The sequence below is a fragment of the Stenotrophomonas sp. SMYL86 genome (assembly GCF_036320025.1).
In the GTDB taxonomy this organism is placed as follows: domain Bacteria; phylum Pseudomonadota; class Gammaproteobacteria; order Xanthomonadales; family Xanthomonadaceae; genus Stenotrophomonas; species Stenotrophomonas maltophilia_A.
The window spans coordinates 17,674-30,197 of the sequence record NZ_JAWIRU010000020.1; the positions used below are offsets into that span (position 1 = coordinate 17,674).

General features: G+C 65.3%; 7 protein-coding genes. 2 read left to right on the forward strand and 5 right to left on the reverse strand.

From position 1 onward, the window contains the following. Nucleotides 1–232: 232 nt before the first annotated feature. Nucleotides 233–1,909 carry a long-chain fatty acid--CoA ligase gene (locus tag V3B64_RS18120; RefSeq protein WP_032129834.1) on the forward strand — a complete coding sequence of 559 codons (1,677 nt, stop codon included), beginning with the start codon at nucleotides 233–235 and terminating at the stop codon, nucleotides 1,907–1,909. Between the two features lie 199 nt (nucleotides 1,910–2,108). Beyond that, nucleotides 2,109–2,978 (forward strand): crotonase/enoyl-CoA hydratase family protein, encoded by an 870-nt coding sequence (locus tag V3B64_RS18125; RefSeq protein ID WP_329914639.1) that lies wholly within the window; start codon nucleotides 2,109–2,111, stop codon nucleotides 2,976–2,978. A gap of 12 nt (nucleotides 2,979–2,990) precedes the next feature. Here V3B64_RS18125 and V3B64_RS18130 read toward each other — a convergent pair whose 3' ends face one another. The 5 genes from V3B64_RS18130 to V3B64_RS18150 all read right to left on the reverse strand — a co-directional run bounded on the left by V3B64_RS18130 (nucleotide 2,991) and on the right by V3B64_RS18150 (nucleotide 12,006). Beyond that, nucleotides 2,991–5,171 (reverse strand): response regulator, encoded by a 2,181-nt coding sequence (locus tag V3B64_RS18130; RefSeq protein ID WP_032129844.1) that lies wholly within the window; start codon nucleotides 5,169–5,171, stop codon nucleotides 2,991–2,993. A gap of 544 nt (nucleotides 5,172–5,715) precedes the next feature. After that, nucleotides 5,716–6,855: a two-component system response regulator gene (locus V3B64_RS18135; protein WP_006364528.1), complete on the reverse strand. Its 1,140-nt coding sequence runs from the start codon at nucleotides 6,853–6,855 to the stop codon at nucleotides 5,716–5,718. A 205-nt stretch (nucleotides 6,856–7,060) separates the two neighbouring features. Beyond that, nucleotides 7,061–8,572, reverse strand: a complete 1,512-nt coding sequence (lysS, locus tag V3B64_RS18140) for a lysine--tRNA ligase (RefSeq protein ID WP_049461174.1) — start codon at nucleotides 8,570–8,572, stop codon at nucleotides 7,061–7,063. A gap of 344 nt (nucleotides 8,573–8,916) precedes the next feature. Continuing rightward, entirely contained in the window at nucleotides 8,917–10,557 is a 1,641-nt protein-coding gene (locus V3B64_RS18145) for an acetolactate synthase large subunit (protein WP_012510938.1), read from the reverse strand. A gap of 63 nt (nucleotides 10,558–10,620) precedes the next feature. Next, nucleotides 10,621–12,006: an NAD-dependent succinate-semialdehyde dehydrogenase gene (locus V3B64_RS18150; protein ID WP_329914640.1), complete on the reverse strand. Its 1,386-nt coding sequence runs from the start codon at nucleotides 12,004–12,006 to the stop codon at nucleotides 10,621–10,623. Nucleotides 12,007–12,524: the final 518 nt, after the last annotated feature.

Below are 12,524 nucleotides of genomic sequence, written 5' to 3' on the forward strand. Positions count from 1 at the left end.
GCCGGGGTGACCCACGCCCCCGGGTGGGGGCCCCGTACCGCCCGGCCGCTGGCCGGCATCCACCGGAATCCCGATCGAGCGCAGATGCCGGCCAGCGGCCGGCATTACCAAGCAAAGAGGCCCTTCGGGGCCTCTTCGCGTTTTCCCTACGGCGGGGTATGCTGCAATGAACGGCCATTGTGGATACGCTCAGGGCCGTAACCTAAAACATCACGATTCCTGGAGGGGGAATATGAGTCTGGATCGTCCCTGGCTGCAGAGCTATCCGAAAGGCGTTCCCGCCGAAATCGACGTCAACGAATTCCATTCGGTCGCCTCGGTCTTCGACGCTTCCGTCGCGAAATTCCGCGACCGTCCCGCCTACTCCAGCTTCGGCAAGGTCCTCACCTATGGTGAGACGGACGCGCTGGTCACCCAGTTCGCCGCCTACCTGCTGGGTGAGCTCAAGCTCAAGAAGGGTGACCGCGTCGCCCTGATGATGCCCAACTGCCTGCAGTACCCGGTGGCCACCTTCGGCGTGCTGCGCGCCGGCCTGACCGTGGTCAACGTCAACCCGCTGTACACCGCGCGCGAACTCAAGCACCAGCTGGTTGATGCCGGCGTCAGTGCCCTGGTGGTGGTCGACAACTTCGGCGACACCGTCGAACAGGTCATCGCCGATACACCGGTCAAGCACGTGGTCACCACCGGCCTGGGCGACCTGCTCGGCGCCAAGGGCGCGATCGTCAACTTCGTGCTGAAGTACATCAAGAAGATGGTGCCCAACTACCACATCAAGGGCGCCGTCCGCTTCAAGCAGGCGCTCAAGCTGGGCAGCCGCCACGCGCTTCCGCCGGTCGAGATCGACCACGACGACATTGCCTTCCTGCAGTACACCGGCGGGACCACCGGCGTGGCCAAGGGCGCGATGCTGACCAACCGCAATCTGATCGCCAACATGCAGCAGGCGTCAGCGTGGCTGTCCACCTCGGGCATCGAGCCGGGCAAGGAAGTGATCATCACTGCCCTGCCGCTGTACCACATCTTCGCGTTGACCGCGAACGGCCTGGTCTTCATGAAGTTCGGTGGCTGCAACCACCTGATCACCAACCCACGCGACATGAAGGGCTTCGTCAAGGAGCTCAAGGGCACCCGCTTCACCGCCATCACCGGCGTCAACACGCTGTTCAACGGCCTGCTCAACACCCCGGGCTTCGACGAGATCGACTTCTCTTCGGTCAAGTTCACCCTGGGCGGCGGCATGGCGGTGCAACGTGCCGTGGCCGAACGCTGGAAGAAGGTCACCGGCGTGACCCTGGTCGAAGCCTATGGCCTGACCGAGACCTCCCCCGCGGCCTGTATCAATCCGCTCACCCTGCCCGAGTACAACGGTGCCATCGGCCTGCCGATCCCGTCCACCGATGCCTGCATCAAAGACGACAACGGCAACATCCTGGCGCTGGGCGAAGTGGGCGAGCTGTGCATCAAGGGCCCGCAGGTGATGAAGGGCTACTGGCAGCGTCCGGAAGAAACCGCCACCGCCATCGATGCGGACGGCTGGCTGCACACCGGCGACATGGCGAAGATGGACGAACAGGGCTTCTTCTACATCGTCGACCGCAAGAAGGACATGATCCTGGTGTCCGGCTTCAACGTGTACCCGAATGAGGTCGAAGACGTCATCGCGATGATGCCGGGCGTGCTGGAAGTCGCCGCCGTCGGTGTCCCGGACGAAAAGTCCGGCGAAGTGGTCAAGGTCGTGATCGTGAAGAAGGACCCGAACCTGACCGCGGAAATGGTCAAGGAACATGCGCGGGCAAACCTGACCGGTTACAAGCACCCCAGAATCGTAGAATTCCGAAAGGAGCTGCCGAAGACCAACGTCGGCAAGATTCTCCGTCGCGAGCTGCGTGATACGCCCGCCCAGTAAGGGTTTCCGGGCAACGGGAGAGTACAGGGACCCCGCCGGGGACGGCGGGGTCTTTTTATTACCGGAACATGGCCGGTACAGCGCTTGCGGGCGGTTCACGACGGGTGCATAGAATCAGTCGCCGCCGCACGTTCAGCCCGCCCCCTCACTCCTCTCCGTCCGCTCTGCGGTTGGCCGGACGGTCACACGGAGAACTCCCATGTCCGCAGTACGCCCCATCATCACCCGTCCCTCGCAGCACCCTACCCTGCGTATCACCGAAGAACCCGAGCGGGATGTCTACTGGATCCACATGCACGCCAACCTGGTCAACCAGCCGGGCCGGCCGTGCTTCGCCTCGCGCCTGGTCGATGACATCGTCGACTACCAGCGCGAACTGGGCGATCGCCTCAGCGCCTCGCACGCTCTGTCACCCCATGTCGTTCTTGCCTCGGACAGCGACGTGTTCAACCTGGGTGGCGATCTCGAACTGTTCTGCCGCCTGATCCGCGAGGGCGACCGCGCCCGCCTGCTCGACTATGCCCAACGCTGCGTGCGCGGCGTGCATGCCTTCCATGCCGGCCTGGGCACCCGTGCCCACAGCATCGCCCTGGTCCAGGGCAATGCACTGGGTGGCGGCTTCGAGGCCGCACTGAGCTGCCACACCATCGTCGCCGAGGAAGGCGTGTTGATGGGCCTGCCCGAGGTGCTGTTCGACCTGTTCCCTGGCATGGGCGCCTACTCCTTCCTGTGCCAGCGGATCAGCCCGCGCCTGGCCGAGAAGATCATGCTGGAAGGCAACCTCTACACCGCCAGCCAGCTGAAGGAAATGGGCCTGGTCGACATCGTGGTGCCGGCGGGCGAAGGTGTTGCCGCGGTCGAACAGGTGATCAAGGAAAGCCGGCGCATTCCGCACGCGTGGGCGGCGATGCGTGAGGTCAACGAGATCGCCACCATGGTGCCGCTGCATGAAATGATGCGGATCACCGAGATCTGGGTGGACACCGCCATGCAGCTCGGCGAGAAGTCCCTGCGCACCATGGATCGGCTGGTACGGGCGCAGGCCCGGCGCAATGGCGACCCGTCCTGACCGTCTGGCGGGTCAGGACGGGCTGCGCTCGCTGTCGTCGCGGTGCGATGCTCCCGCACTACGGGCAGCCAACGCATTCCTGCCGTTGCGCAGGGCAGTCGCCAGGCTGCCGAGGCGGGCGTTCCATTCCCCCTTCAGCTGCCAGTCCGCCATGCGCATGATTTCGCCACTGGAGGCGGCAACCTGGACAAGCCCCAGGTTGCTCGCCACACCGCGCAGCGCGTGTGCGTGCTCGCGGAAATCCTCCCAGGCCTGGCGCTCGCCGCAGCCCTGCAGCTGGCCCATGCTCGCGTCGACGTCCGCCAGGCACTGGTCGATGAACTTGCGTTCGAAGCCATCGCCCATACCCAGCGACGCCAGCTCGTCCAGCACCGCGGTATCGAGCACGCCATCGCCAACCGGCAATGCCGGCACCGACTGGATGCCGGACTCGGCGCGGGTGTTGGCGGCGACATCGGCCAGCACTTCCAGCAGACGGGTGGCCACCACGGGCTTGGCAAGGAAGGCGCGGGCACCGGCCTGCTCGCAACGCAGGATGGACTCGGGGGTGACGTCCGCGCTCAGCACCATGACCGGAACGTAAGGCATGCCACTGGCCTGCATCACCCGCAACTGCTTGAGCAGGTCCAGTCCGCTCATGCCGGGCATGTGCAGATCGACGATCGCTGCGTCGTAACTGGCCTGCTCCAACGCATCGAGCACTTCGGCGCCGCCATTGACGCAGGTGACCTTGTGGCCGGCCTTCTCCAGCAACCGCTGCAGCACCATGCGGTTGGCTTCGTGGTCGTCGGCCACCAGCACCCGCAGGCTGCGCACCCGCGCACGATGGCGCAGGAAGGGATTGGAAAACGCGATGACATTGCCGGCTTCAGCCACCTCGGACGGAACCGCCGGGGCTGATGAGGTGTCTGCGACGTCCAGCGTGATCTCGACCCAGAACACGCTGCCGCGCGGGCTGTTCGGCGCATAACCGACCTGCCCGCCCATCGACTCGACCAGGCCCTTGGCAATTGCGGTGCCCAGACCGGTGCCTTCATGGCGGCGGGCCAGGCCGACATCGCCCTGCTCGAAGGCATTGAACAGCCGGCCGCGCAGCGCCACCGGTACGCCGATGCCGCTGTCGACGATCTCGAATCGCAGACGCATCCGCTCGCTGCCCAGCACATCGGGGCTGGACACGCGCAGATGCACGTAGCCGCTGTCGGTGAACTTGACCGCGTTACCCATCAGATTGAGCAGGATCTGCTGCAGATGACCGGCATCACCCAGCAGGCGCGGCGGCACGTTGTCATCCACCTGCACGCGATAGTCCAGCGATTTGGAGCGGGTCTGCGGGGTCAGGATCAGGTTGATCGCCTGCAGCACGTCGGCCAGCGCGAACTCGTGCCACTCCACGCGCACCTTGCCGGCTTCGATCGCGGAGATGTCCAGCACCTCTTCCACCAGCGCCAACAGACTGCGGGTCGAGGCCTGGATGGTGTTCAGGCACTCGCGCTGTTCGTCGTCCAGGCGGGTGGTGGCCAGCACTTCGGTCATGCCGGCCAGCCCGTTCAACGGCGTGCGGAACTCATGGCTCATGTTGGCCAGGAAGCGGCTCTTGGCTTCGTTGGCCTGGCGCGCCTCGGCCACTGCACGGGTGAGCGCATGCAGCAGCGAATCGAAGTACAGCGGGATCGCGCCCAGGCCCAGCAGCAGGCCCCAGCCCAGATAGTCGTGCCCACGCCAGTAGGGCGACAGCATCACCGTACACAGGAAAGCCAGGCAGCCCATGGCGGTGGCCACGCGCAGATAGGTGCTGCCGTAGCGCATGCCGTTGCCGATCGTGACCCACAGCATCACCGCATACAGCGGCGCGGCCGGCTCGCCCTGGATGGTCATGATCCAGGCCATGCAGGTGTAGTCGGTCAGCATGCCGATCACCCGGCGCACATGCGACACACCCGGATTGACCAGGATCGCGGTCAGCAGGCCGGCGGAGATGGTCAGCTCGAAGGCCAGGATCAACCAGGTGGCGGTCAGCGCCTCACCGCCGCCGCTCAGCGAGCGCCAGCCGAGATAGCTGATGAACAGCGCCGTGATGATGATGCGGATCAGGTTCTGCGCGTGCTCGCTGTCCTCGCGCCCGGACAGGCGTTGCTTGAAGCGTGCCAGCAGCGAGCGCTTGTCGGAACCAGCGGCGGGAGTCGTATCCATGGTCGGATGTCGCATCCTTCGGCGCAGCAGGGAGGAGCAGCACAACGGTACTGCCAGCAACCCCAACCACAGGGAAATGGCCAGCCCCAGGTTGGCCTGCCAGTAAGGGGTCAACAGCACGGTGGTGCCGAAACTGACCATCGCCAGCACGATGGCCGCGGCCAGGTAACGCGGCCCGAAGCGCAGGCCGTTGCCCACCGTGACCCACATCACCACCGCATACACCCACGCCAGCGGCTCACCCATCTGGATCATGCCGACCGCGATCAGGCCGTAATCGGCCAGCATCCCGGCCACCCGCCGCGGATCGGAGCGCTCCGGCTTCCACAGCAGCCAACCGAACAGCAGCAGCGAAAGTCCCAATCCGGTCAGTACCGTCGCCAGCACGCCCTGGTACTGCTCCAGACGGTGCAGGCGCGCACCGGACAGCAGCACATAGACCAGGATCAGCGAGATCAGCACCACCCGCACGATCGCCTGGCCATGTTCCGAATCCGGACGCTGCGCCAGCCGACGCTTCACGCGTGCGAACAGGTCCTGCATGTCACCCACCCGGTCGCGTCGATGCCGTCGAGTGCTGGGCGCAGATATCCATCAACTGCTGGTGGCCGCGCATCAGCGCATCCACGCAGCGTGGATCGAACAGGCGGCCACGCTGGGCATACAGATAGGCCAGTGTGGCTTCCATGGTCCATGCTTCCTTGTACGGACGGGGTGAGATGAGTGCGTCGAAGACGTCGGCCACGGCGACGATGCGCGCTTCCAGCGGAATCGCCTCACCGACCAGCCCATCCGGGTAGCCGCTGCCGTCGTAACGTTCGTGGTGGCGCAGTGCGATCAATGCGCCGACCTGGATGAAGCGGTTCTGGCTGCCACTGAGCAGCTCATGGCCGATGCGCGGGTGCCGGCGCATGATCGCCAGCTCCTCGTCGTTGAGCTTGCCCTGCTTGAGCAGCACTGCATCGGGAATGGCGATCTTGCCCATGTCATGCAGCGGCGCGGCCATCTCGATCAGGCGCACGTCGTCTTCGGGCAGGCCCAGCTGCTCGGCGATCAGCCCTGCCACGCGCGCCATGCGTTCGAGGTAGGCACTGGTGCCGGCATCACGGAACTCGATCGCCCGCGCCAACCGCGACAGGGTCTCACGCTCGCGTTCCTCGACCTCGTGCATGCTGGCCAGCAAGCGCTGCTCCAGCGACAACGCGCGTTGCTTCACGTTCTCGGTCTGCTGGCGCAGCTGCAACAGGTTGTAGCAGCGCGCGCGCAGTTCGCGCGGACGGATGGGCTTGACCAGGAAGTCGATGACCCCCGCTTCCAGCGCCGCCTGACGGATCGGCTCGTCGCCGACCACGGTGATCAGGATCACGGGAATGTCGCGATGCTTGGGCAGGCGACGGAAACGGCGGGCGAACTCCAGCCCGTCCATTTCCGGCATGCGGTAATCGAGCAGCAGCAGGTCGACCGGATGCGCCTCACACCAGGCCAATGCGGTCAGCGGATCACCGAAGTCATACACGCTCAGTTCCGGCGCGATATCTTCGATGACGTGACGCAGCATCGTCCGGGCGGACGTCTGGTCGTCAACAATGACGATGTTCAACGCGTACTCTGCCTGGTTTCTCGACCATGCTGGATCATCAGCAGGCGAGGATACCCTGCCGCTGCGAACGCTCGCACCCTGCATCGGCCTGACTCCCGTGTCATGCGTCCCGGTTCATGATCGTCATCACATTGTGAAGCGGACTCTCCACAATGCGCACTCCCCCTGGCGCCGATCAAGCCACAACAGACGTCAAGGTAGTGCATTAACGATACGCCGAGTGCGGGAGGCGTCAATCGCGCCGTCTCATTTCGCGACGGCGCGCACAAACAGGAGTCAAAAAGACGACTTACTGCTCCGGACGCATGTACGGGAACAGCAGCACGTCACGGATCGAGCTGCTGCCAGTCAGCAGCATCACCAGGCGATCGACGCCGATGCCGAGGCCGCCGGTCGGTGCCATGCCGTACTCCAGCGCACGGATGTAGTCGGCGTCGTAGTGCATGGCCTCGTCATCGCCGCCTTCCTTCGCGGCTACCTGGGCCTGGAAACGCTGGGCCTGGTCTTCCGGGTCGTTCAGCTCGGAGAAGCCATTGGCCAGCTCCTTGCCGTTGACGAACAGCTCGAAGCGGTCGGTGTAGCCCGGATCGTTGTCGTTGGCACGGGCCAGCGGCGAGACCTCCACCGGATGGTCGGTGATGAAGGTCGGCTGGATCAGGGTGTGCTCGACGGTGGCTTCGAAGATCTCCAGTAGCAGCTTGCCCCAGCCGTAGGACGGCTTGACGCGGATCTTCAAGCGCTCGCAATGGCGCAGCAGTGCATCGCGGTCGGTGCAGTCGGCAGCAGAGATTTCCGGGTTGTGGTGGCGCACAGCCTCGTCCATGCGCCAGCGGCGGAACGCCGGGCCCAGGTCGATCTTCGCGCCGTCCCACTCCACTTCGGTGGAACCGTTGACGGTCGTGGCCACGTCACGGATCACACCTTCGGTCAGGTCCATGATCTCGTTGTACGTGGCATAGGCCTCGTACAGCTCCATCATGGTGAATTCCGGGTTGTGGCGGGTGCTGACGCCTTCATTGCGGAAGTTGCGGTTGATCTCGTACACGCGCTCCAGGCCACCCACGGTCAGGCGCTTGAGGTACAGCTCCGGCGCCACGCGCAGGTACAGGTCCAGGTCCAGCGCATTGTGGTGGGTGGTGAACGGCTTGGCCGCCGCGCCGCCGGGGATGTAATGCATCATCGGCGTTTCGACTTCGAGGAAGTCGCGGTTGTCCAGCCACGCGCGCATCGCGCGGATGATCTTCGAGCGCTTGATGAACACCGCGCGCGACTCCGGGGTCACGATCAGGTCGACATAGCGCTGGCGGTAGCGCTGCTCGACGTCGGCCAGGCCATGCCACTTGTCCGGCAGCGGGCGCAGCGACTTGGTCAGCAGGCGGATCGATTCGGCCTTGACCGACAGCTCGCCGGTCTTGGTACGGGTCAGGCCGCCTTCGACGGCGATGATGTCGCCCACGTCCCAGCCCTTGAAGGCGGTGTAGGCATCGCCCAGCACCGTGCCCTGCAGGAACAGCTGGATGCGGCCGGACTCGTCCTGGATCTGCGCGAAACTGGCCTTGCCCATGATGCGCTTGGCCATCAGGCGGCCCGCCATCTTCACCTGGCGGCCGTTGCCTTCCAGGGCCTCGGCGGTCCACTGCTCGGCGTCGGCGAATTCTTCCTGCAGGCGGCCGGCGAAGTCCTCGCGACGGAAATCGTTCGGGTACGCGATGCCCTGCCCACGCAGCGTTTTGAGTTTCTCGCGGCGCTCGGCGATCAACTTGTTTTCGTCAACGGGGGGGGTATCGGTAGCTTCGCTCATGGATCTGCGGGAATCGTGTAGTGAGGGGGGATGTTGCGCCCGGCACAGCCGGTTGCCCAGCATACCAAAACCGCCCCGCCCCAGCCCTGGGCCGGCGCCCTGCCCCGGTAGTCGCCAACCTTGGTTGGCGCTCTGCGTGTCGACCAAGGTCGACACCTACCAGGCCCACTGCCCGCCGCCTGGTAGCCGCCAACCTTGGTTGGCGCTCCATCGTGTCGACCAAGGTCGACACCTACCAGGTCCGCTGCCCGCCGCTCTGGTAGCCGCCAACCTTGGTTGGCGGTCCGTGTGTCGACCAAGGTCGACACCTACCGGATTCCGGGGAACCGATGCCCCGGTAGGCGTCAACCGTTCCCGGGAAACGCCTGCCGCAGCTCGTCCACCAGCACCCGCTGGTTCTCCGAGTAGTCGATCGGCACCGATACCAGGTGCACCCCACCCTCGTTGAACGCCGCCTCCAGCGTCGGGATGAACTGCTCGATGGCCGTCACCTCATGCCCCTTGCAGCCATAGGCTTCCGCATACTTCACGAAATCCGGGTTACTGAACGTCATGCCGTAGTCGGTGAAGCCATCCACCGCCTGCTTCCAGCGGATCATCCCGTAGGCGCCGTCGTTGAGGATCAGCACCACCAGGTTCAGGCCCAGCCGACGCGCGGTCTCCAGCTCCTGGCTGTTCATCATGAATCCGCCATCGCCGCACACCGCCAACACCCGCCGCTGCGGGTACAGGATCGAGGCCATGATCGCCGACGGCAGGCCCGCGCCCATCGTCGCCAGCGCGTTGTCCAGCAGCAGCGTATTGGCCACCTGGGTGCGGTAATTGCGCGCAAACCAGATCTTGTACATGCCGTTGTCCAGCGCCACGATGCCGTCCGGCGGCATCACCTGGCGCACGTCGTGCACCAGCCGCTGCGGGGTGAATCCAGCTTCCTCGGCACGGTCAGCCAGGTGTTCCAGAATGGTCGCGCGCAGTGGCAGCAGCGCGTCGGCGTTCGGCACTGCACCTTCGATACGGTCGGCCAGCTGGGTCAGCGAACGGCCGATGTCACCGATCACTTCCACCTGCGGGAAGTACACCTGCTCCACCGCCGCCTGCGAATAGCCGATATGGATCACGGTCGGCCCACCCGGGCGCATCACGAACGGCGGCTTCTCGGTGACCTCGTGGCCGATCGTCACGATCACGTCGGCCTGGTCGATCGCCATGTGCACGTAGTCGCGCTCGGTCAGCGCGGCGGTGCCCATGTACAGGCCCGAACCACCGGCCACCGCACCCTTGCCCATCTGCGTGGTGAAGAATGGAATACCCGCGCGCAGCACGAATGCCGACAACGCTTCGCTGGACTGCGGCCGCGACGCCGCCGAGGCGATCATCAGCAGCGGGCGCTTGGCGTTGCGGATGATCTCCGCCGCGCGGTCCAGTGCTTCCGGACTGGCAATGGGACGATCCACTGCGTGCGGCGGAATCAGCGCTACGTCCCCGACCTCATCGGCCGCGATGTCTTCGGGCAGCTCCAGCAGCACCGGGCCCGGGCGCTCTTCCAGCGCGGTACGGAACGCCTCGCGGACGATGGTCGGAATGGTGCGCGCCGAGACAATCTGCCGCGCCTGCTTGGTCAGCGGCTTCATGGTGCTGACGATGTCGACGATCTGGAAACGCGCCTGCTTGCTGGCGACGATGCCCTTTTGGCCGGTGATCATGATCACCGGCCACGCGCCAAGCAGCGCGTAGGCGGCACCGGTGGTGAAGTTGAGCGCGCCCGGGCCGAGCGTGGCCAGGCACACGCCCGGCTTGCCGGTCAGCCGGCCATAGGTGGCCGCCATGAACACGGCCGCCTGTTCGTGGCGGGTGATGACCAGCTCGATGCTGGAATGGCGCAGCGACTCGACCACGTCGAGATTCTCTTCGCCGGGAATACCGAAAATACGCTCGACGCCTTCGTTCTCAAGCGCGGCGACGAGCAGATCTGAACCCTTGGACATTGGAATGCCGTCCTTTTCGCTGGACTGATGATGGATCGTTGCAGGAAGGATGGAAGCTGCGCGTCAACGCTTGTCGAACCACACCGTCTGCGCGTTGACGAATTCGCGGATGCCGAAGTGCGAGAGCTCACGGCCGAAGCCGCTCTTCTTCACGCCACCGATCGGCACGCGCGGGTCAGAGGCGGAGAAACCGTTGACGTACACGCCGCCGGTCTGCAGCCGGCGCGCCAACTGCATGGCCCGTGCGCGGTCGCCGGTCCACAGGTTGCCGCTGAGGCCGAACTCGCTCTGGTTGGCCAGTTCCACCGCATGATCGGCATCACGGGCGCGGCTGATCGAGGCAACCGGACCGAAGGTCTCGGTATCGAAAACCTGCATGCCCGGCTCCACGTCGGCCAGCACGGTGGGCGCGTAGAACGCACCCGGGCGATCCAGCTGATGGCCGCCAACCAGCAGCTTCGCGCCCGCGTCCACCGAGGCCCGTACCTGCGCGTCCAGCTGCTCCAGCAGGTCCTGGCGTGCCATCGGGCCGATACGGTTGCCGGCTTCACGGCCGTCGCCGATGGTCAGCGCCTGCACCTTCTGGCAGAACTGCGCCACGAACCGGTCGTAGACCGCGTCTTCAACGATGATGCGCTTGCCGGCGATGCAGACCTGCCCGGTGTTCTGGAAGCGCGAAGCCACCGCTGCATCGACGGCAGCGTCCAGATCGGCGTCGGCCAGCACGATGAACGGATCCGAGCCACCCAGTTCCAGCACCACCTTCTTCAGCGCCTGCCCGGCCTGGGCGGCGATGCTACGGCCGGCGGCCACGCTGCCGGTCAGGGTCACCGCCGCGATGCGGTCATCGGCGATCGCGCGGCTGGTGCCGTCGCGGCTGATGTTGGCGGCGATGAAGGTGCCTTCCGGCAGACCGGCATCGCGCCAGGCGGCGTCGAGCAGCTGCGCGGTACCGACGATGTTCTCGGCCGGCTTCAGCAGGAAGCCGTTGCCGCCCATCAGGATCGGTACCGCCGCGCGCATCACCTGCCAGTACGGGAAGTTCCACGGCATGATGCCCAGCACCACGCCCAGCGGCAGGTAGGACACGTAAGCCTTGTCGTCGGGCACCTGGGTCGGTTCGTCGCGCAGGAACTGCGCACCGTGGTCGGCGTACCAGTCGCACAGCACGGCGCACTTCTCGATCTCGGCCAGCGACTCGGCCTGGACCTTGCCCATTTCGGCGGTGGCCAGTGCAGCCAGCTTTTCACGGTCACGGCGCAGTACCACCGCCATCGCACGCAGTACGTCTGCACGCTGTTCAAGGCTCTTGGCGCTCCAGGCCGCAAAGCCAACCTGGCCGCGATCCAGGATTGTTTCCAGTTCGGCGTCGGTGGCAAAGGGATGGCTGGCGATCTGCTGGCCGGTGGCCGGATCGCGGGAAATGGCAGTAGTGGGGGCAGCGGACATGCAGGTCTCCTGGTGTCTCGACAACGGGCGGCGGCCCGTCTCCTGCACAGGAATGTGGACCCGATCGACGGGCACAACAAGGCGTCTGCTTATCCTGTGACCTGCACTTACCTGCCTGAATGGGGAGCTCTTGGCAGGGCTGCGCCCTGCACCCGCCGAAGCAACAGCAACAGCCGAAGCAACAGCAACAGCTGGTTTCCTGCGGGATGGCGGGGTGGGTCCGGTTGCGGGGGGCGCTGCAAGTACGTCCTTGTAAGCTCGGTCGCCGCATCCATGCGGCTCACGCCCCCGCAACCGGACCCACCCCGCCTTCGACAGTTTTCCGCGATCTGTCGGAGCGGATCCAACTTCAGATGAATTTCGATATCTGACAGATGTGTCGACCAAGGTCGACACCTACCAACAGCCGCCGGAATCTGTCAAAGGCGGGGCGGTGTCGGAGTGCGGGGTGTCAGCCGCATGGATGCGGCTGCCAAGCCTACACGGACGTACTTGCGGCGTCCCCGCACTCCGACACC

What these genes read in the sequence shown, in the direction of transcription:
- V3B64_RS18120 (WP_032129834.1), top strand. Translation starts at nt 233, where the DNA reads ATGAGTCTGGATCGTCCCTGGCTGCAGAGCTATCCGAAAGGCGTTCCC.
- V3B64_RS18125 (WP_329914639.1), top strand. Translation starts at nt 2,109, where the DNA reads ATGTCCGCAGTACGCCCCATCATCACCCGTCCCTCGCAGCACCCTACC.
- V3B64_RS18130 (WP_032129844.1), bottom strand. Translation starts at nt 5,171, where the DNA reads ATGGATACGACTCCCGCCGCTGGTTCCGACAAGCGCTCGCTGCTGGCA.
- V3B64_RS18135 (WP_006364528.1), bottom strand. Translation starts at nt 6,855, where the DNA reads ATGCAGGGTGCGAGCGTTCGCAGCGGCAGGGTATCCTCGCCTGCTGAT.
- lysS (WP_049461174.1), bottom strand. Translation starts at nt 8,572, where the DNA reads ATGAGCGAAGCTACCGATACCCCCCCCGTTGACGAAAACAAGTTGATC.
- V3B64_RS18145 (WP_012510938.1), bottom strand. Translation starts at nt 10,557, where the DNA reads ATGTCCAAGGGTTCAGATCTGCTCGTCGCCGCGCTTGAGAACGAAGGC.
- V3B64_RS18150 (WP_329914640.1), bottom strand. Translation starts at nt 12,006, where the DNA reads ATGTCCGCTGCCCCCACTACTGCCATTTCCCGCGATCCGGCCACCGGC.